Here is an 18,201-nt window from a genome sequence, read left to right as displayed (position 1 = left end):
CGCGATCCCGGAATGCCTCAGTGCCGCTCGGCCAGGGTGGCGAGGTCGGCCCGCTCCCGCCAGTCGCCGATGCCGTGGTGGCGGGCGAAGCGGAGCTCGGCGGCCCGGAGGGCGCGGTCCGGGTCGCGGGCCCGCATGATCTCGACGGCCCCGATGGTGAAGGGCACCCCGAGGATCTCCTTGGCAAACTCGACGCGGTAGTTCGGCATCCCGTACTCCCTGCTGCGGTTTTTCCGGACGTGTCGTTCGGAACGAATCCGGCCCGAAAACCGTATCCGGGTCACGAACCCAATTGTGCGTTCGACGCCCGGCACGCGGACGGCCGGAACCGCGTCGATGGCATATGGTGCAGGACGCCGGACCGTGAAGGGGCGCGGGGCGTGACCGAGGGCTGCAGCCCGGGCGCTTGCCGCATGGCGCGCCCGGCCCGTATCGGTCCCGGCTCTTCCCTCCCCGACACGGATTCCACGATGGCCCCCATGCCGGCCCTGAAGCGGCGGCGCGCCTGCCCGCCCCCGACCCTGCCGTGACCACCATCCTCGACGCGAAGGCCCGGCTCGGCCTGACGCTGATCGCCGGCGGGGCGGTCGCCAACATCTATTACAACCAGCCACTGCTCGGCCTGATCGTGTCCGAGTTCGGCGACGCCGCCGCCCTGTGGGTGCCGACCACGGCGCTCGTCGGCTACGGGCTCGGCATCATTGGGCTGGTGCCGCTGGGCGACGCCCTGCCCCGCCGCCGGCTGATCGTCTGGCAATGCCTTGGCCTCGCCGTGGCGCTGCTCGCCGTGGGCCTCGCCCCGAACCTCGCCTGCCTGGCGCTCGCCCACCTTGTGGTCGGCGTGCTCGCCTGCGCGGCGCAGCAGGCGGTGCCGTTCGCGGCCGAACTCGCCCCGAATGCGAGCCGCGGCCGGATCGTCGGGCAGGTGATGACCGGGCTGCTCACCGGCATCCTGCTCGCCCGCACGGCGAGCGGGTTTCTGGGGGCGCATCTCGGCTGGCGGGCGGTGTTCCTGGCCGCGTCGCTGCTCGCGCTCGCCATGGCCGGCATCGCCCGGGCGACCCTGCCGCACACGCCCCAGACCCAGCGCCTGCGCTACCGGGCCCTGATGCTGTCGATCCTGCACCTCGCCCGGTCGCAGCCGGTGCTGCGCACCGCGAGCCTGTCGCAGGCGCTGCTGTTTGCCGCCTTCAACGCCTTCTGGGCGACCCTGGCGCTGCTGGTCGAGAACCCGCCCTTCGGGCTCTCCGCGGCCGGGGCCGGCCTGTTCGGGGTGATCGGCGTCTGCGGCGCCTTCGTGGCGCCGGTATCGGGCCGCTTCACCGACACGCGCGGCGCGAAGCCGGTGGTGCTCGGCGGCAGCCTGATGGTCGCCCTGTCGTTCCTGGTGCTCTGGGCCGGGGGCACGTGGTCGCTGGTGGCGGTCGGGATCGGCGTGCTGCTGATCGATATCGGCATGAACGGCGCGCTCATCGCCAACCAGACCCGGGCCTACGCACTGGTCCCGGGGGCGCGGGGCCGGATCAACACCGTGCTGTTCACGACGCTGTTCGTGTTCGGGGCGCTCGGCGCCTTCGCGGGCTCGCAGGCCTTCCTGGTGGTCGGCTGGCCCGGCGTCTGCGCGGTGGGCCTCGCCTTCTCGGCGCTCGCCGTTCTGGTGGCGGCCCGCGATCCGCACGGGCCGGCGACGCCGACTACTTGAGCACCCGCGAGAGGCGGCACCATGCCGCCTTCCCCGCCGGCAGCCCGAACCGAAGCCGTTCGGGTCGCTCGGGGAAGCGCCGCACCGCGATCCCGGCTTGCGCGAGCCGGCGGTACAGGCCCGGCCCGTCGGGAAAATCGGCGGTGCGGAACAGGCTGGTGCCGCCGACGATCGTCCCGCCGCCGCGGGCGATCAGCCGGTCGAGGCGCTCGGCATCCGCCGCCCGGGCCTGGGCGGCCTCGGCCCGCCACGCCGTGTCCGACAGGGCGGCCCGGCCGATCGCCAAAGCCGGCCCGGACACCGCCCAGGGGCCGAGGGCGGTGGCGATCCGGTCCGCCGTCCCCGGCTCGGCCACCGCGAAGCCGAGGCGCAGGCCCGCGAGCCCGTAAGTCTTGCCGAAGGAGCGCAAAACCACGAGCCCCGGGGCCGCGTGCGGGCACAGGCTCGCCACCGGCTCCAGGTCGGCGAAGGCCTCGTCGGCGACCAGCAGGCCGCCGCGGGCGCGCAGCGCGTCCGCCAGGGCGAGCCGCTCAGGTAACGGATGGGTCCGCCCGTCCGGATTGTTCGGATCGACCAGCACCGCCACGGCCGCGTCGCCGATCGCCGCGATCCCGTCAACCTGCGCCACCCTGTGCCCGGCCCGTGTCCAGGCGGCTGCGTGCTCGGCATAGGTCGGGCCGATCACCGCGACCCCGGTCGGCGCCACGAGCCGGGGCAGGGTCTCGATCAGGATCTGGGTGCCGGGGGCGGGGACGACATGCGCCGTATCGGGCGCGCCGTAGGCCATGGCGGCCGCCTCCCGCAGGGCTTCGCCCTCGGCGGCGGCGGGAAGCCGCATCCAGGCGCTGGCCTCCACCGGCGGCACGGGATAGGGGACCGGATTGATCCCCGTCGAGAGGTCGAGCCAGGGCTCCGGCGCGTCCGGGAAGGCGTGTCGGAGGCCTCCGAGATCGCCGCCATGGGGGATTGGCCCCGGGATCGCCCCCGGCCGCGGAGCGGAATTCCAGAAACGATGGTCCATCCGCCCGATACGCTCGCCATCCTCGCCCTCGCCCTCGGGATCGAGGCGGCGTCCGGCTACCCGGACGCGCTCTACAAGGCCATCGGCCACCCTGTCACCTGGATCGGCCGTCTGATCTCCGGGCTGGAGCGCGGCCTGAACCGCGGGTCCGAAGGGCGGCGTCGGGTCGCCGGCTGCCTCGCCCTGGTGCTCCTGCTCGCCGCCACGGGGCTGCCGGCCTGGGCGCTCACCGGGCTCGCCCTCTGGGCCGGCCCCCTCCCCGGCTTCCTGCTGCTCGGCCTGCTCTGCGCGAGCCTGCCGGCGCAGCGCAGCCTGAACGACCACGTCGCCGCCGTGGAGACGGCCCTGCGCGCGGGCGGCCTCGAGGCCGGACGCCGCGCCGTGGCGATGATCGTCGGGCGCGATCCCGACCGGCTCGACGCCCCGGCGGTGTGCCGCGCCGCGATCGAGAGCCTGGCCGAGAACTTTTCCGACGGGATCGTGGCGCCGTCCTTCTGGATCGGCTGCCTCGGCCTGCCCGGCGGCGTCCTCTACAAGGCGATCAACACCGCCGACAGCATGATCGGCCACCGCACCCCGCGCTACGCCGCCTACGGATGGGCCGCGGCGCGGCTCGACGACCTGGTGAACCTGCCGGCCTCGCGGCTCGCCGGCCTGCTGATCGTCGGGGCGGCCGCCCTGCGCGGCGCCGATGCGCGCGGCGCGCTCCGGGCGATGGCCCGCGATGCCGGCCGCCACCGCTCGCCCAATGCCGGCTGGCCCGAGGCCGCCATGGCCGGGGCGCTCGGCCTGCGGCTCGCGGGCCCGCGGGTCTATGACGGCACCCTCGTCCCCGACGCCCATATGGGCGACGGCCGGGCCGAGGCCACGGCCGACGACATCGCCCGGGCGCTGAGCCTGTACCGCACGGCCTGCCTGATCCAGGGCGGCCTCGTCCTGGCCCTGCTGACCCTCTGGTTCGTCGGGATCGGCTGACCGGACGGCGCGAGTCCAAGTGCTCGGTGCAATGTGCGCGCCGCCGGACCGGTATCCAATGCGGCGGCGCGCGTTCTAAGCTCGGTCGAGCGGGACCGAGGAGAAGCCCATGCGCGCGGTGTTCGTCGATGCCAGCGAGACCCTGGCGGCGGTGGCGCGGCGCCTGCTGCGGCCGGACGATCCGCCCTTCGCGATCAATCTCCAGCCCGACATCGCCCCGGAGGATCTGCCGGCTCTGCTCGCCGGGGCGGAGGTCGCGGTGATCGACCACACCGCCCTCCCCGTCGCCGTGGCCCGCGCCTGCCCGAGCCTGCGGCACGCGGTGTTCCTGGGCACCGGCGCGCGCAGCTACATGGACCCGGAGGCGCTCCAGGCCGAGTGCGGCGTCACGGTCCACACGATCAAGGGCTACGGCGACACCGCGGTGGCGGAATGCGCCTTCGCGCTGCTCTGGGCCGCCGCCCGGGGCCTGCCCGAGATGGACCGGGCGATGCGGGCGGGGCGCTGGCTGCGCACCGAGGCGATCCAGCTCACCGGCAAGACCATCGGGCTGATCGGCTTCGGCGGGATCGCGGCCGAGATGGCGCGGCTCTGCCGCGGCGCCGGCCTGCGGGTGCTGGCCTGGAACCGGACCCCGAAAACGCATCCGGGGGTCGAGTTCGTCCCGCTCGAGCGGCTTCTGGCCGAGAGCGACGTGGTCTCGCTCCACCTGCTCCTGACCGAGGAGACGCGCGGCTTCCTGTCGGCTGCGCGCATCGCCGCCCTGAAGCCCGGGGCGATCCTGATCAACACCGCCCGGGGTGTGGTGATCGATGAAGCTGCCCTGGTGGAGGCCCTGCGCGCCGGGCGGATCGCCGGGGCCGGGCTCGACGTGTTCACGGTCGAGCCGCTGCCCGCCGACCACCCGCTCGCGTCACTGCCGAACGTCGTCCTGTCGGCGCATTCGGCCTTCCGCACGCCCGAGGCCAGCGACAACCTGATCGGCGCCGCCCTCGACCATTGCCGGCGGATCGCCGGCGGCTGATCCCGTCAGTGCTCCGTCCCCGGCATGTTCTGACGCGGCGCCCCGCCATGGTCGCGGATCACGTTGGACCGTTCCGGGGCGCCCTTGGCGTCGGCGACCTGCTTCCGGGCCGCGGCGGCCAGGAACCAGACGACGCCCAGAGTCCCCAGGGCGAGGATCAGAAGCGGAATACCTTCGCTCATCGCGGTGCCCTCCTGGATGATGGTCCGCAGGGGCACGGATTTGCATCATCGTGCCGGACGGTCCGGCATCAGGCAGTATAACGCGCGATACCGTCCGATGTTCAGGCCGTGCGCGGGGCCGGGGATGCCGCCGCCCGCTTGGCCGCGTCCCGCCGCAGGGCAGAGAGCACGATGAACATCAGGCCGGCCCCGATCGCCAGGCAGGCGGACAGGAACAGCATCGGCACGAGGTCGCTCTGGGTCTGGTCGCGGATGAACGGGACCATGTTCTGCGCGACGAACCCGCCGAGATTGCCGACCGAGTTGATCGCCGCGATCCCGGCCGCCGCCGTGGCCCCGCGCAGGAAGGTCGCGGGCATCGACCAGAAGACCGGCTGGGCCGAGAACGTCCCGGCCGCCGCCACGCACAGGCAGACGAACTTCACCGCGTTGCCCGGCAGGATGACGCTGAGCGCGAGCCCGGTCGCCCCGACCAGGGCCGGCCCGACCACGTGCCAGGTCAGGGCGTTGCCCTGGGCGCCGGTGCGGGCGGCGTGGCGGGGGACCCACCACAGGGCGACCGCGGTGGCGGCCCACGGGATGATGTTGAGGAAGCCGTTGGTCAGGTTCGAGACCCCGAACCCCTTGACCACCGTGGGCAGCCAGTAGCCCAGCCCGTAGGCGGCGAGCGGCAGCGAGACGTAGACCCCGGCCAGCATCAGCACGCGCTTGTCGAGGAGCGCCGCGAACGGATTGCCGTGATCCACGAGGCCGCCGCTCTCGCGCTCGGCTCGGAGCGTCTGGGCGAGCCAGGCGCGCTGGTCCTGGGACAGCCAGGGCGCCGTCTCGGGGCCGTTCGGCAGGATCAGGAGCACGACTGCGGTCATCAGGATCGCCGGCGCCCCCGTGGCCAGGAACACCCATTGCCAGCCGGCCAGCCCCAGGACCCCGTCGAGGCCGAGCAGGGCCCCGCCGATCGCCGCGCCGACGGCGTTGGCCACCGCGCTGGCGATCATGAACCAGCCGATCATCCGGGCCCGGTGCGCCTGCGGGAACCACAGCGTCAGCGCGAACAGCACCCCCGGGAAGAAGCCGGCCTCCGCGGCGCCGAGCAGGAAGCGCAGCACGTAGAACATCGCGGCGTTTTGGGTGAAGCCCAGCAGGATCGTGACGATGCCCCAGGTGAACATGATCCGGGCGAACCAGACCCGGGCGCCGACCCGCTCCAGGAACACGTTGGCGGGCACCTCGAACAGGAAGTAGCCGAGGAAGAACAGCGACGCGCCGAGCCCGTAGGCGGTCTCGCTGAGACCCAGGCTGCCGACCATGTCCAGCTTGGCGTAGGAGACGTTCTGCCGGTCGATATAGGCGATCAGGTAGAGCAGGCCGAGCAACGGCATCAGCCGCAGGGTCACCGTGCGGACGGTGCTCTCGGCAAACTCCTCGCTAACCAGGGGCTGCGTGGGGGGCATATGGCGTTCCTCTGGACCCGTGCGGCCCCTCGTGGCGAGGGCCGGCATTACACAGAGTAATCCCTGGCCCGGCCCTCGCCTACCGGGCAAGCGCCAGGAGTCGGTCGCAGTCGACATGGGCCGCGATGTGTCGCGCCAGGCCGTCGAGCGCCGCCTCGACCCCGGCCTCGTAGCCCGCCCCCTCCGAGACCGTGCCGAGGCGGGTGAGCCAGGCGGCGCGCTGGGCATCGTGCGCGAACAGCCCGTGGACGTAGGTCCCGGCCACCAGCCCGTCCGCCGAGACCGCCCCGTCGACGCGCCCGTCGGCGAGGCGCAGCAGCGGCCGGGCCGCGTCGGGGCCGTGCGTGGCGCCGATATGCATCTCGTAGCCCGTAAACGGCACCGCATCGGGCAGGCTCGTGCCGGTGGCCGCGGCCAGCCGCTTGTCCGGTGTCATCACGGTCTCGACGTCGAGGAGCCCGAGCCCCGGCACCGTGCGGGGTGCCCCCTCGATCCCGTGCGGATCGGCGAGGCTGCGCCCCAGCATCTGGAAGCCGCCGCACAGGCCGAGCACCCGCCCGCCCCGCCGGACATGGGCCCGCAGGTCGATGTCCCAGCCCTCGGCCCGGAAGACGTCGAGATCGTCGATCGTGGTCTTGGAGCCCGGCAGCAGCACCAGGGCGGCCTCGGCGGGGATCGGCGTTCCGGGGCGCACCAGCACCACCGACACCCCGGGCTCGGCCCGGAGCGGGTCGAGGTCGTCGAAATTGGCGATGCGCGGCAGCACCGGCACCGCGACCGTGACGGTCCCGGCCGGGCGCGGCCCGGAGCCCGCGAGCCCGAGCACGTCCTCGGCCGGCAGGCGCGCGGCCTCGGGGAAGTGCGGCACGAGGCCGAGCGGCGCCCAGCCGGTCCGCTCGGCGATCAGCCGCATCCCGTCGGCGAACAGGCTCGGGTCGCCCCGGAAGCGGTTGACGATGAAGCCGGCGATCATCGCGGCGTCCTCCGGGTCGATCACCGCCTTCGTGCCGACGAGGCTGGCGATCACGCCGCCCCGGTCGATGTCGCCGACCAGCACCACCGGCGTGTCGGTAGCCCGGGCAAAGCCCATATTGGCGATGTCGCCGGCCCGGAGGTTCACCTCCGAGGCCGAGCCCGCGCCCTCGACCAGGACCAGGTCGGCCTCGTCCGTCAGTCGCGAAAAGCTGTCCAGGACGGCGTGCATCAGCCGCGGCTTCCAGGCTTGGTAGTCGCGCGCCTTCACGGTGGCGACCATCCGCCCCTGCACCACCACCTGGGAGCCGATCTCGCTCTGGGGCTTGAGCAGCACCGGGTTCATGTGCACCGAGGGCGGCACCCGGGCGGCCCGGGCCTGGAGCGCCTGGGCGCGGCCGATCTCGCCGCCACCCGGCGTGACGGCGGCGTTGTTCGACATGTTCTGCGGCTTGAACGGCCGCACCCGCAGACCCCTCTCGGTGAAGGCGCGCGCCAGCCCCGCCACGAGCAGCGACTTGCCGACATCGGAGCCGGTGCCCTGGATCATCAGGGCCTTCTTCGGGGGCGGGCTCAGAACTCGATCCCCTCCTGGGCCTTCACGCCGGCGGAAAAATGGTGCTTCACGCTGCCCATCTCGGTGACGAGGTCGGCGGCCTCGATCAGGTCCGGCTTGGCGTTGCGGCCGGTGACGACCACGTGCAGGTCCGGCCGGCGGCGCGTGAGGGCGGCGACCACCGCGTCGAGGTCGAGATAATCGTAGCGCAGGGCGATGTTGAGCTCGTCGAGGACGAGCAGGCGGATCGTGGGATCGGCCATCAGGCCCTCGGCCACGGCCCAGGCGTGGCGGCAGGCGGCGATGTCCCGGGCCTTGTCCTGGGTCTCCCAGGTGAACCCCTCCCCCAGCGTGTGCCAGGCGACCCGGTCGCCGAAGACCGCGACCGCGTGGCGCTCGCCGGTATCCCAGCCGCCCTTGATGAACTGCACCATGCCGACCCGCCAGCCGCGGCCGAGCGCCCGCAGCATCAGCCCGAGCGCCGCGGTGCTCTTGCCCTTGCCGGGTCCGGTATGGACCATCAGCAGACCCTTCTCGAGGGTCTTGGCCGCCACCTCGGCGTCCTGCACGGCCTTGCGCTTCTCCATCTTCTCCCGATGACGGGTCGCGTCGTCGCTCATGCGGAGGCTCCGGAGATGGGGGCTTGAAGGGGGGCTTGGGGCTTCACGACCAGCGGCAGGCCGGCCACGGTGAGCACCACCCGGTCGGCCCGGGCGGCGAGCCGCTGGTGCAGGCGCCCGGCCTCGTCGCGGAAGCGGCGGGCGAGCGCGTTGTCCGGCACGATCCCGAGCCCGACCTCGTTGCCGACCAGCACCAGCGGCCCCGGTGCCTGCGCGCAGGCGGCAAGCAGTTGCGCGACGGCCGCCGCCACATCGGCCTCCGCCAGGATCAGGTTGGTGAGCCACAGCGTGAGGCAATCGACCAGGACGGGCCCCGCCGCCGCCGCCACCGCCTCCGGCAGGGCGAGCGGCACGTCGCGGGTCTGCCAGGATCCGGTGCGCCGGGCCCGATGCTGGGCGATGCGCGCGACCATCTCGTCGTCGAAGGCCTGGGCGGTGGCGAGATAGAGCCACGGTCCGGGACAGGCCTCGATCAGCCCCTCCGCGTAGGCGCTCTTGCCGGAACGCGCCCCGCCGAGAACGAGGGTCATGCGGGGCGGGATCTGCACCATGCCCCTCCATCGCCCCAACCCGTCCCGCGGTCAAACCCGCGCTACCATGCGGATCGACGGTTGCCGGACGCGCCGCCGCCGACTATAGAACCCCGGCCTAGCCAAAGCGCCCTTCGTCTAGCGGTCCAGGACGTCGCCCTTTCACGGCGAAAACACGGGTTCGATTCCCGTAGGGCGCGCCAACAAAATCAAGCACTTAGCTGAATTTGCTGGCGCGGCTCACATTCCGGTCTCACATAGCTTGGGTTCGACGGCTGGTGTGGCTGTAGCTAGCGCGCGTCGACGAGAGAGACGTTGCTAGCGTGGCCGGCCAGGCAGTGGCGGGAACCTCGCGGTTTCACACGACCACGATGCCGCTGTCGTTGGTGGTTGGTCCCGGAGCCACGGCGGAGCCAATTGACCGAAAGATCGCATCAACGGAGTGTGGCAGCATGCCGCGCGACGTTGAGAGGCTCCGGGCAGGCGTCACGTTGAGCACCGCGAGGACCAGGGGAGTGCAATGATACGGTTTGCGACTGCGCCTCTGATCCCGAGCGCCAAGAAGGAAGAAGTTGAGTCACCGATGGCAAATGACGACACGCTCGCTAGTGCACTGACTCATTCGGATGGTGCAGCGTTGCCATTGACGGCATCGAGGATGGCGGCGGCCGGCTTGGTCCAGACGAAGGGCTTCGGCCTGTCGTTGTGCTCGGCAATGTAGCGGTTGATCGCAGCCTGAAGGTCGACGATCCCGCTGAAGCTGCCCCGCTTCAGCCTGCGCCGGGTCAGGGCCGAGAAGAAGCCCTCGACGGCGTTCATCCATGAGGCCGAGGTCGGGGTGAAGTGGAAGATCCAGCGCGGATGCCGGGCTAGCCAGGCCCGTACCTTCGGGTGCTTGTGGGTGGCATAGTTGTCCAGGATCACGTGGATCAATTTGCCGGCCGGCACCGCCGCCTCGATGGTGTTGAGGAAGCGCAGGAACTCGTCGTGGCGGTGACGCTGCATGCAGCGGCCGATCACGGTGCCCTCCAGCACGTCGAGCGCGGCAAACAGCGTCGTGGTGCCGTGACGGACGTAATCGTGGGTCTGGGTTTCGGGACGACCTGGCGTGACGGGTCGGCTTGGGCGGGTGCGCTCCAGGGCCTGGATCTGGCTCTTCTCGTCGAGCGAGAGCACGACGGCGTGGCGCGGCGGATCCATGTAGAGGCCGACGATGTCCTCGACCTTCTCGGCGAAGGCCGGATCGTTGGAGCGCTTGAAGCTGCGGACCCGATGCGGCTGGAGGCGGTGGGCATCCCAGATGCGCTGGACCGACCGCAAGGAGATCCCGATGGCTTGCGCCAGGGCGCGGCCGGTCCAGTGAGTGACCTCACCGGGCGGCTCGGAGCAGGTCAGGGCGAGCACCTCGGCGACGGTGTCGGTGGAGTGAGGCGGCTTGCCGGGCGGACGGGTTTTATCGCGCAAGAGGCCCTCGACGCCTTCTTCGGCGTAGCGCTGTTGCCAGCGCCAGACGGCTGGCCGGCTGACACCGGCCTGGTGGGCGACGTCGAGGACGGAGAGGCGTTCGGCCGAGAGCAGGACGATGCGGGCGCGCTGGATGTGCTTGAGAGGCCGGGCCCGATCGACGACGATGGCGGACAGGCGCGCCAGGTCGGCGGCGCTGGGGATCACGCAGACAGTCTGAGCCATGCCTCAGACTCGCATGCCTCACGCGCCTTGTGAATCCTCTGAATGCGTCAATGCACTAGGGCCTTGGCCAACGTTAGGCACCAGCGCGAGAGCCTTGAGGCTGAGTACGAGCGCGTGAGCGGCGAGCTGACGAAGCTCCGTCTCGCTGAGCGGTCACTTGCATCTATCGTGGAAGGCACACCGCTGGACGAGCCTGCCGACGATCTGTCAACTCGTCGTCGCGCGCCAGCGAGCGTGGACCGGCCTCGTGGTAGCCGTGGCCCCCGGGGACCGCGCGCCAACTCTGCCAAGGGGCGGTTAAAGGCGCTCCTTGAGGAAGCTGGTTCTGAGGGTCTGACGCACGCCGAGATCAGCGAGCGCCTGACAGACGTGGCGGCCACCACCCTGAACACGTACCTCAGCGTGATGGCTAACAGCGGCGAATTAGAGCGGCAGGGCGATAAGTACCGGGCCGGTGCTCCGGCGGCGAGCGCAGCGGAGGAAGGCGCTGTTGAAGACGATCATGAAGACCGCGAAAAGGCTGAGGCCGCCGAGTAGCCTCGCCAGTCTTGCGCTGCTCTGTTGACAGGTTGCGCCTGCAGGACAGCGAAGGCTATGCGGGCTCGGGGGCCTGTAGCTCAATGGTTAGAGCCGACCGCTCATAACGGTCTGGTTGCAGGTTCGAGTCCTGCCGGGCCCACCATATCGAAGCCGCCGGCGTCATCTTCATCGACGAGAACGGCGAGGGGCTGCGGGTGCGACCACGGAAAGCGGCATCCGATGCAACCTAGAGCGTCTTGCGTACTGACTTAGTGGAAATACGCCCTAGGTCACTCGCCCACAGGTTGCGAGGAGCGCCGATGTCCGAGAGCCCCAGCCACGTTCAAGGCTACCGCGAGACGAAGGCGGCAAAGGCTGCCGACAGGTACGATCAAGCGAACGAAGTCTGGGCGGAGGTCGAGGCGGAACGTCGAGCCGTCAACGAGCGGACAGCAAAGTTACGTGCGATGCGGCTGGCCCGCGAGAGTGAAGCGTCCTCGTAGATGAGGACGAGCCGCGTTCTGGCCGCTGCCCTCCTGCTGATCTCCTGCACTGCTGCGGCCGCCGCGTGTCAGTGCACCGGCTGCGGCTGCAAGGGCGGCCCAGGCTTCCGCGGGCCGAACGGCCGGTGCGTCAGCTACAAGCAGCTCGACAAGGTGTGTGGATCGCCGCCGACTTCGAAGTGCGTCTTCGAGCGCCACAAGCAAGAGTGCGAGCACGAAGGCGCGATGCCGGACGAGAAGGGCATGGAGCGCTACCGCCGTAGCATCGAAACCATCACACACTGACCGACGCCGACGCGATCTCTATCAACGAGAGCGGCCGAAGGGCAGTGCTTAGGAAAGCGCATTCGAAGCATGTCCCGACCTCAGTTCTCTGACGACAACCCCAAAGAGAACCCATGGACCGAAGACCGGCTGGGCTTCGCGCCTTTCGCCAAACGGCTGGCGGACTCGATCTTAGAGGTCGATGCCCCAAACGGCTATGTCATTGGCCTACAGGGCGCTTGGGGATCCGGAAAGTCGACCGCGCTCAATTTCGTTCAAGCCTTTATCGAAAAGCACAATGAAGAACTTGAGGAAGGCAAGAAACCGATCCACGTGATCGATTTTCGGCCATGGATTGTCTCCGGTCACCAGGACCTCATCGAGTCATTCTTCAAGATCATCACTGAGCAACTTGCGGATCAGAAGGACGCTTGGGCTAAGCGACGGAAGGCAGGGTTGCGTGCGCTGCGGAAGAACGTCGATCCGGTTGTCGATGCCGCAGCTGCCATAGGGAGCATCCTCGCTCCTGGGGTCGGAACTCTGGCCGGCATCGGGATCAAATTCGCCAGTGAGGCGGCCAAGAAAGGCGGTGCGAGTAAAATAGATGAATGGCTAGCAGAGCCTTCCCTTCAGTCTGCCTACGAAAAGCTGCGAAAGCGCATTGTCGATCAGGACGAAAAATTCCTAGTGATCATTGATGATCTTGATCGGCTCACAAAGGACGAAATTCGAACCATTATGCAAATGGTCAAGACGTTAGGGCGATTGCCTCACGTTGTATATTTGTTGGCCTATGATCGGAACATTGTTTGGCCGGCTCTTGATGATGGTCGGAAATCGGAGAAATTCGGCCCCGGATTCGCCGAGAAAATCATACAACAGGAAATCGAGCTACCTAAGCCTAGCCGAAATGCTTTACTGTCCTTGCTAGACACTGAAATAGGATTTCTAACCGGAAATATTTCACAGAGCGACAGATGGTATCGTATAGTGGTGGACGGTGTGCATAATTGGATAAGATATCCACGAGATGTTGCCAGACTTTCAAACGCTGTAAAATTTACTTGGCCGGCGATTGAAAATGAGATTGATCCGCAGGATGTGCTGGCGATGGAAGGAGTTCGCTTATTTGAGCCAGATCTATTCGATTGGATAAGGGGCAATCGAGAGTCAATATTCGGTACTGGCAACTGGGATATGGCAACGGACACGGGAAAGGCGAAAGCTGGAGACGCATTCATGTCTTTGTTTCCGATTTCCAGTCAAGAACGAAATGCGAGGCTTCTGTGCCTTTTGATCCCTTCGATGACAAAATTGTTTGAGAAAAAGCACATTTTTGCACTCAATTCAGAGACGCATGTTCGAGTTGTGAACCGGCGAGGTATTGGATCTGAGCAGGGATACGATGCCTATTTCGGTCTTCACATTCCTGATGATAGCATATCAGTCAAAATAATTGAGCGCGCGCTATCTCATCAGACTACTCGAGCAGAACAGCTAGCTATCATGCGGGGCATATTCTCTCGTGAGGCAAGTCCGAATCGACCTCCTATTGGTGAGTATTTCCAGGATTTGCGTTTTCGTTTACATGAAGCCTCACAAAACAGCGCTCCCATTAATCTGTTGGAGGCAATATTTGATTTCGGGGAGGTGATACTGAGCATTGATAAAGACGTTGGCGCGCTTATGCTTGGACCTCAGGCCAATGCATCCCTTTTGTTGTTAGAAATTTGCAAGCTCAACAGGAGTGAGGAATTTAAAGATCGACTAATCAAGTTATTCGAGTCTCGACCATCGCTCTGTTTTGCTGCTGGATTTTGGGTTTGGCGTGCCGCGGAGGCAGGTCTTATAAAAATTGATGGACATACTAGAGAAGATACTCTCGACGAAAATCTGGTTCGACAATTGCATGGCATATTATCAACGCATATCGAAGAGAGTATCGAGAGTGGAGAAATTTACAACGAACCGGTCTATTTCCATATTTCCGAAGTTTGGGCATTCAACGACAATGATAAGAAAGTTAGATCATGGATTTCGGCATCTTCATTGGCCGATGGTCGCTTTTTGGCGAAAATTTGCCGTGGCATTCTAGGGCATACTGTAGGATCGAATCCTCGCCGGTACTCAATGCACGAGGCGCCAAAGGAAAAATTTTATGATGTTTCTCAGCTTCATACTGCTGCAGAAAAGCATGTGGACGATCCTGATCTCACAGAAGATGAGCGGTCAAGGATCAAGACGCTTCGCACAGGCTTGGCGAGTTTGTTAGCTACACGAGCAGCCGCTGAAGCTTCGGCATCATCTCCGCAGGGCGATGGCGAAGAAGACTGACCACCGTCTACCGCGGCCCAGCACGACGTCGTTGAATAGGTTGCCGGTTGTCGAAGCTCAGCTATCCTGCCCCGATGCGCACAGTCCTCGCAGCCCTCGCTCTCATCGTCGCTACCGGTGGGGCACACGCACAGAGCGCGTCGGACATTGCCGCCTGCCGGGACGTGAAGGACTCGCTGCTCCGTCTGCGGTGCTTCGACGATGTCTCGAAGCCGGCGGCTCAGGCAGCGCCCAGCGCTCCCACCGCGGCGACCAAGCCGAAGACGCCGGACTTCGCCGCCTATGCAGCCGTTCCATACCGCGGACCCATCGGACTCCCGGATTTCCGAGGCCGTGACCGCCGGCATGCCTCATATCGAACCCGCATCTTGGCCGGCGCCAGGGCCGGTCCGAACTTCGCGGGCCACCTCGCCCTTGTGCCGATCGGCTGCGGTGCCGGATGCGTGTTCGTGCCCGTGGTCGAAGTGCAGACTGGAAGGGTGTTCGACTCACCTCTCGGGGGCGAGGATCAGCTGTCGCTCGACATGAAATACCAGGTCAACAGTCGGCTGATTGCCGCTCGCTATATCGCGGATGAGCGCTGCAAGTTCGAGGAGATCGTCTGGACCGGCAGTTCGTTTCAACGAGGTGCGGTCAGGGATCTCGGCGAGCGGGAGGCGTGCTGGGCAGCAGATTAGTCCGCTCGCGGACTCTCCGTGGCGCTGCGCCGCGCGACCTACGAGACTGGCTTACCCGCGGGCAAAGATGCGCTATCGCTCGCAGATGCGCCACGCCCTTGCTGCCCTCATGCTGCTCACCGGCCCGACCCTGGCCGCCGAGCCGATCGTGGGCCGTGCATCCGTCACCGACGGCGACACGGTCGTGATCCGTGGGACCCGCATCCGCCTGCACGGCATCGATGCTCCGGAGAGCGCGCAGCTCTGTCAGGACGCGGCCGGCAAATCCTACCGCTGCGGCCAGGTAGCGGCCTTTGCCCTAGCGGACCGAATAGGCGAGGCGAACATCTCATGCGAGCCGCGCGACACCGACCAGTACGGCCGCACTGTTGCCGTGTGCCGGAAGGGCGAGGAGGACCTGAACGCCTGGATGGTGAGCCAGGGCTATGCCACAGCCTACCAGCGCTACTCCCGCGACTACGTCGGGGTCGAGACCAGCGCGAGGGCACTGAAGCGCGGCCTATGGGCCGGCACGTTTGATCCGCCTTCGGACTGGAGGCGTGCCAAGCGCGCCAGCGGCGTTGATACCCGGCCGGAGATGGAGAGGCCTCCGGCAGCCACGCCGGCGCCCATACAGGCCGCCTGCGCGATCAAGGGCAACATCTCGCGCAAGGGCGACAAGATCTACCATCTGCCCGGTACCCGAGACTACGACCGGACCGTCATTGACGCAGGCTCCGGCGAGCGAATGTTCTGCAGCGAGGACGAAGCGAAGGCGGCGGGTTGGCGGGCGCCGCGCGGCTGACCGGGTCTCTTGTCGGGGCAATTGGAGCCGCTGATCGGCCCTGTGCCGATCCCTCGAGCCCTATCCCCTGCTTACGATCACCGCGAGCCTAGACAACCACAGCGCGAGAGCGACAATCTCTGGTGGCTTGGAGATCGTCATGCGAATCGCAGTTGCCGCAGCCGCCTTCCTGGCCTTCGCTAGCTGCGCCCAGGCAGAGGAGGTCGCCTACTTCGCGATCTACTATCAGGGGGCCGACCAGATCACCTTGAACGCACAGGCGACGCCGATCCCCGTGCCTGCAGTCGGGTCCGCGATCGAGGTGTCCGATCAAGGCCGAGGGTTGCGCGGGTATGTGCGCAGCGTCTCTCACGAGGTTCAGCGGACGAGCGGCCCGGTCCCGTTCCGCTTCTACATCCTGAAAGTTGAGATTGATCCGACAGTGCCCGCAAGGGCGACAGGTCCACGCGGGTTCCGACGGTAGGACGCAGTCAGCTTAGCGCCTTCACTCCTGATCACCTGCAGCTCAGGCCGCGCCGGCCGGCCCGGGATCTGGGCGGTAATGTTCAACGTCATGACCCCTCCCTCAGGTCCGGTCGCTCAGGTCTTCCTTCGCACCGGGCTCTGAGATGCCCATGTCGGCCGTCAGGCCGCCACGGCTACGCACCCGCACGGCCGTCGCCCGAACGCCACTCCGGCGAAGACCCGTGATATCGATCTGGCCGTGGAAGCTGGCGTTCTCGAACCGCTCCGCCGCCGCGTGCATGCGGTCCGCAGCGGCCTGCATGTCGGCCCTGCTGCCGCCCCCGCTCAGGCCACCCGGCGACAGGTCAGGGATCTCTAACCCGCTGCGGGTGATCGACCGGACCGACCCGTCCGGCATCTTCATCGTGGCGTTGCCGAGGTCGAGGCCTTCCTTGCCGTCGAGGCCCTTTATGAGGCGGGGCTCGCCGTCGGGCGACTTGGCTGCGACTGGGCCGTCCTTCGGCATCGGCACCGGTGTGATCGTACCAATGCCCTGGCGCTTACCGATCTCAGCAGCGAGACCGAAGCCGGTTGCAATCTTGTATGAGGCATATCTCGATGCCACGTAGCCTCCGCCGACAATCATAGAGGCGTTGCCCGAAGCGGCCACCTGACTGATCAGGACAACCACCTGAAAGCAGGCGTAGCAACCGCCGGGTATTCATGTGCGAGGGCGTTGACCGCATTTCGCGAACGCCCGCACCATCGGAGGACAGCCTTCTGATCCTATGGATTCGCGGCTGAGTGTTCCTCCCAAGCAGCCTCATAAGCTTCCCTTAAGCCGAGCCTTGAAGCTTCTTGAGCTCAATGAGCCCCGAGCCGATCGAGTTCGGCGAGGCGATGGGAGGAATGATGGAGCCGCATCTCATTCGTGCGGCCCTAGGTTTCGGCATCGGATTTGCGCTCGGTTTTGCAGCGCGGCGCGGCCGCTTCTGCACGCTCGGTGCTCTAGAAGATGCCGTCTATGGGCAGGATACACGGCGTCTGCGCGCCTGGGCGCTGGCCATTGCCGTGGCAATGGTCGGGGTCCATGGCCTTCAATTGAACGGGCTCGAACTCCACCGAACGCTGTACGCCTCATCCCAACTCGAACTCGGCCCCTTGGTCTTCGGCGGCCTCACCTTCGGGTTCGGCATGGCACTCGTCGGCAATTGCGCCTTCGGGAATCTCCTGCGGCTCGGCGGCGGGGATCTGAAAGCTTTGGTCGCTCTCCTCGTCGCGGCCGTCTCGGCGGTGATGGCGATGCGCGGGCTCACCGCCGTCGTGCGGGTGAAAGCGATCGATCCTTTCTACGTGGCGATACCCGGCGGGCGCTTGCAACTCCTTCCGGACCTGCTCGGCGTCGGGCCACCCGCATCGATGATCCTCGCAGTCGCCTGCGCCGCCCTCCTCACGGGCTACGCCCTCGCGGATGAAGCCTTCCGGAAGGACCGGAAGCTCGCGGCGGCGGCGGTCGTCATCGGTTTGTGTGTGACCGCGGGCTGGTGGGCGACAGGTTTCGCCGGGTTCGATGCGTTCGGGACCGAGCGGCCGCTGTCGCTGAGCTTCGCCCGGCCGGTCGGCGACACCGTGCTCTTCGCGATGCTGGCCTCCGGGATGCAGGTGGATTTCGGGATCACCTCAGTCCTGGGCGTGCTGATGGGGGCGTTCATCGAGGCGCGGCAGGCGCAGCGCTTCCGCTGGGAGGCCCCGGACGATGTGGGCGAGTTGCGGCGGCACATCGTGGGCGCGTTCCTGATGGGCACCGGCGGCATCACGGCGCTGGGCTGCACCATCGGCCAGGGCGTCACCGGGATCGCGACGCTGTCCATCGGGTCGGCCATCGCCCTGGCGTCGATCGCCCTCGGCGGCCGTGTCGGCCTCTACTACTTGGTGGAGCGGCAGGTATGACCGC

General features: G+C 67.5%; 19 protein-coding genes and 2 tRNA genes. 12 read left to right on the top strand and 9 right to left on the bottom strand.

What is annotated here, in order from left to right; all coding sequences use genetic code 11:
* Positions 1 to 17: 17 nt before the first annotated feature.
* Positions 18 to 209: a hypothetical protein gene (locus tag WYO_RS12310; RefSeq protein ID WP_007562754.1), complete on the bottom strand. Its 192-nt coding sequence runs from the start codon at positions 207 to 209 to the stop codon at positions 18 to 20.
* 317 nt (positions 210 to 526) lie between these two features.
* Between WYO_RS12310 and WYO_RS12305 the strand changes: the two genes are divergently transcribed.
* A complete protein-coding gene (locus tag WYO_RS12305; protein WP_007562752.1) occupies positions 527 to 1,702 on the top strand; it encodes an MFS transporter in 1,176 nt (391 codons plus the stop codon).
* On the opposite strand, the gene cobD is transcribed toward WYO_RS12305, so the two are convergent.
* Complete coding sequence (gene cobD, locus WYO_RS12300; protein WP_047170794.1) at positions 1,695 to 2,723, bottom strand: threonine-phosphate decarboxylase CobD; 1,029 nt, start codon at positions 2,721 to 2,723, stop codon at positions 1,695 to 1,697. The two genes, WYO_RS12305 and cobD, sit on opposite strands and share 8 nt — an antisense overlap.
* Here cobD and cbiB point away from each other — a divergent pair.
* On the top strand, positions 2,715 to 3,698 hold the full coding sequence (gene cbiB, locus WYO_RS12295) for an adenosylcobinamide-phosphate synthase CbiB (RefSeq protein WP_007562747.1): 984 nt from the start codon (positions 2,715 to 2,717) through the stop codon (positions 3,696 to 3,698). The genes cobD and cbiB overlap by 9 nt on opposite strands.
* A gap of 109 nt (positions 3,699 to 3,807) precedes the next feature.
* Entirely contained in the window at positions 3,808 to 4,722 is a 915-nt protein-coding gene (locus WYO_RS12290) for an NAD(P)-dependent oxidoreductase (RefSeq protein ID WP_007562745.1), read from the top strand.
* Between the two features lie 5 nt (positions 4,723 to 4,727).
* On the opposite strand, the gene WYO_RS31540 is transcribed toward WYO_RS12290, so the two are convergent.
* The 5 genes from WYO_RS31540 to cobU all read right to left on the bottom strand — a co-directional run bounded on the left by WYO_RS31540 (position 4,728) and on the right by cobU (position 9,033).
* On the bottom strand, positions 4,728 to 4,904 hold the full coding sequence (locus WYO_RS31540; protein ID WP_007562744.1) for a hypothetical protein: 177 nt from the start codon (positions 4,902 to 4,904) through the stop codon (positions 4,728 to 4,730).
* Positions 4,905 to 5,005: 101 nt separating this feature from the next.
* On the bottom strand, positions 5,006 to 6,355 hold the full coding sequence (locus WYO_RS12280) for an MFS transporter (RefSeq protein ID WP_007562741.1): 1,350 nt from the start codon (positions 6,353 to 6,355) through the stop codon (positions 5,006 to 5,008).
* Positions 6,356 to 6,434: 79 nt separating this feature from the next.
* Positions 6,435 to 7,877, bottom strand: coding sequence for a cobyric acid synthase (locus WYO_RS12275; RefSeq protein ID WP_007562740.1), 1,443 nt, complete (start codon positions 7,875 to 7,877; stop codon positions 6,435 to 6,437).
* A 23-nt stretch (positions 7,878 to 7,900) separates the two neighbouring features.
* Positions 7,901 to 8,503: a cob(I)yrinic acid a,c-diamide adenosyltransferase gene (gene cobO / locus WYO_RS12270; RefSeq protein ID WP_007562738.1), complete on the bottom strand. Its 603-nt coding sequence runs from the start codon at positions 8,501 to 8,503 to the stop codon at positions 7,901 to 7,903.
* Positions 8,500 to 9,033 carry a bifunctional adenosylcobinamide kinase/adenosylcobinamide-phosphate guanylyltransferase gene (cobU, locus tag WYO_RS12265; RefSeq protein ID WP_039902831.1) on the bottom strand — a complete coding sequence of 178 codons (534 nt, stop codon included), beginning with the start codon at positions 9,031 to 9,033 and terminating at the stop codon, positions 8,500 to 8,502. Before cobU ends, cobO begins: the two co-directional genes overlap by 4 nt.
* A gap of 127 nt (positions 9,034 to 9,160) precedes the next feature.
* Here cobU and WYO_RS12260 point away from each other — a divergent pair.
* Positions 9,161 to 9,236 (top strand) — tRNA-Glu (locus tag WYO_RS12260).
* A 415-nt stretch (positions 9,237 to 9,651) separates the two neighbouring features.
* Here the strand turns inward: WYO_RS12260 and WYO_RS12255 are convergent.
* On the bottom strand, positions 9,652 to 10,722 hold the full coding sequence (locus WYO_RS12255) for an IS630 family transposase (RefSeq protein WP_007562734.1): 1,071 nt from the start codon (positions 10,720 to 10,722) through the stop codon (positions 9,652 to 9,654).
* Positions 10,723 to 10,764: 42 nt separating this feature from the next.
* Between WYO_RS12255 and WYO_RS29875 the strand changes: the two genes are divergently transcribed.
* The 7 genes from WYO_RS29875 to WYO_RS12235 all read left to right on the top strand — a co-directional run bounded on the left by WYO_RS29875 (position 10,765) and on the right by WYO_RS12235 (position 15,803).
* Positions 10,765 to 11,259 (top strand): hypothetical protein, encoded by a 495-nt coding sequence (locus tag WYO_RS29875; RefSeq protein WP_081496967.1) that lies wholly within the window; start codon positions 10,765 to 10,767, stop codon positions 11,257 to 11,259.
* Positions 11,260 to 11,328: 69 nt separating this feature from the next.
* A tRNA-Ile gene (locus tag WYO_RS12250) sits at positions 11,329 to 11,404 on the top strand.
* Positions 11,405 to 11,561: 157 nt separating this feature from the next.
* Complete coding sequence (locus tag WYO_RS30865) at positions 11,562 to 11,744, top strand: hypothetical protein (RefSeq protein ID WP_007562733.1); 183 nt, start codon at positions 11,562 to 11,564, stop codon at positions 11,742 to 11,744.
* A complete protein-coding gene (locus tag WYO_RS12245; RefSeq protein ID WP_007562731.1) occupies positions 11,745 to 12,029 on the top strand; it encodes a hypothetical protein in 285 nt (94 codons plus the stop codon).
* 69 nt (positions 12,030 to 12,098) lie between these two features.
* Complete coding sequence (locus WYO_RS29870; protein WP_007562729.1) at positions 12,099 to 14,342, top strand: KAP P-loop domain protein; 2,244 nt, start codon at positions 12,099 to 12,101, stop codon at positions 14,340 to 14,342.
* A gap of 47 nt (positions 14,343 to 14,389) precedes the next feature.
* Positions 14,390 to 15,019, top strand: coding sequence for a hypothetical protein (locus WYO_RS30860; protein WP_128754990.1), 630 nt, complete (start codon positions 14,390 to 14,392; stop codon positions 15,017 to 15,019).
* 67 nt (positions 15,020 to 15,086) lie between these two features.
* Positions 15,087 to 15,803, top strand: a complete 717-nt coding sequence (locus WYO_RS12235) for a thermonuclease family protein (RefSeq protein ID WP_007562724.1) — start codon at positions 15,087 to 15,089, stop codon at positions 15,801 to 15,803.
* Between the two features lie 565 nt (positions 15,804 to 16,368).
* Here the strand turns inward: WYO_RS12235 and WYO_RS12225 are convergent.
* Complete coding sequence (locus tag WYO_RS12225) at positions 16,369 to 16,938, bottom strand: hypothetical protein (protein WP_128754989.1); 570 nt, start codon at positions 16,936 to 16,938, stop codon at positions 16,369 to 16,371.
* 176 nt (positions 16,939 to 17,114) lie between these two features.
* Between WYO_RS12225 and WYO_RS12220 the strand changes: the two genes are divergently transcribed.
* Positions 17,115 to 18,197 carry a YeeE/YedE family protein gene (locus WYO_RS12220; protein ID WP_007562718.1) on the top strand — a complete coding sequence of 361 codons (1,083 nt, stop codon included), beginning with the start codon at positions 17,115 to 17,117 and terminating at the stop codon, positions 18,195 to 18,197.
* Positions 18,198 to 18,201: the final 4 nt, after the last annotated feature.

The sequence above is a fragment of the Methylobacterium sp. GXF4 genome, assembly GCF_000272495.1.
Classification (GTDB): domain Bacteria; phylum Pseudomonadota; class Alphaproteobacteria; order Rhizobiales; family Beijerinckiaceae; genus Methylobacterium; species Methylobacterium brachiatum.
The sequence above is the reverse complement of the archived record's forward strand: the minus strand, read 5'-3'. Positions and strand labels throughout refer to the sequence as shown.

Excerpts from the sequence above, each read along its gene's own strand:
- WYO_RS29875 (WP_081496967.1), top strand. The coding sequence starts at position 10,765 with ATGCGTCAATGCACTAGGGCCTTGGCCAACGTTAGGCACCAGCGCGAG.
- cobD (WP_047170794.1), bottom strand. The coding sequence starts at position 2,723 with ATGGACCATCGTTTCTGGAATTCCGCTCCGCGGCCGGGGGCGATCCCG.
- cbiB (WP_007562747.1), top strand. The coding sequence starts at position 2,715 with ATGGTCCATCCGCCCGATACGCTCGCCATCCTCGCCCTCGCCCTCGGG.
- WYO_RS12310 (WP_007562754.1), bottom strand. The coding sequence starts at position 209 with ATGCCGAACTACCGCGTCGAGTTTGCCAAGGAGATCCTCGGGGTGCCC.
- cobU (WP_039902831.1), bottom strand. The coding sequence starts at position 9,033 with ATGACCCTCGTTCTCGGCGGGGCGCGTTCCGGCAAGAGCGCCTACGCG.
- cobO (WP_007562738.1), bottom strand. The coding sequence starts at position 8,503 with ATGAGCGACGACGCGACCCGTCATCGGGAGAAGATGGAGAAGCGCAAG.
- WYO_RS31540 (WP_007562744.1), bottom strand. The coding sequence starts at position 4,904 with ATGAGCGAAGGTATTCCGCTTCTGATCCTCGCCCTGGGGACTCTGGGC.
- WYO_RS29870 (WP_007562729.1), top strand. The coding sequence starts at position 12,099 with ATGTCCCGACCTCAGTTCTCTGACGACAACCCCAAAGAGAACCCATGG.
- WYO_RS12220 (WP_007562718.1), top strand. The coding sequence starts at position 17,115 with ATGAGCCCCGAGCCGATCGAGTTCGGCGAGGCGATGGGAGGAATGATG.
- WYO_RS12245 (WP_007562731.1), top strand. The coding sequence starts at position 11,745 with ATGAGGACGAGCCGCGTTCTGGCCGCTGCCCTCCTGCTGATCTCCTGC.
- WYO_RS12275 (WP_007562740.1), bottom strand. The coding sequence starts at position 7,877 with ATGATCCAGGGCACCGGCTCCGATGTCGGCAAGTCGCTGCTCGTGGCG.
- WYO_RS12280 (WP_007562741.1), bottom strand. The coding sequence starts at position 6,355 with ATGCCCCCCACGCAGCCCCTGGTTAGCGAGGAGTTTGCCGAGAGCACC.
- WYO_RS12235 (WP_007562724.1), top strand. The coding sequence starts at position 15,087 with ATGCGCTATCGCTCGCAGATGCGCCACGCCCTTGCTGCCCTCATGCTG.
- WYO_RS12290 (WP_007562745.1), top strand. The coding sequence starts at position 3,808 with ATGCGCGCGGTGTTCGTCGATGCCAGCGAGACCCTGGCGGCGGTGGCG.
- WYO_RS12255 (WP_007562734.1), bottom strand. The coding sequence starts at position 10,722 with ATGGCTCAGACTGTCTGCGTGATCCCCAGCGCCGCCGACCTGGCGCGC.
- WYO_RS30865 (WP_007562733.1), top strand. The coding sequence starts at position 11,562 with ATGTCCGAGAGCCCCAGCCACGTTCAAGGCTACCGCGAGACGAAGGCG.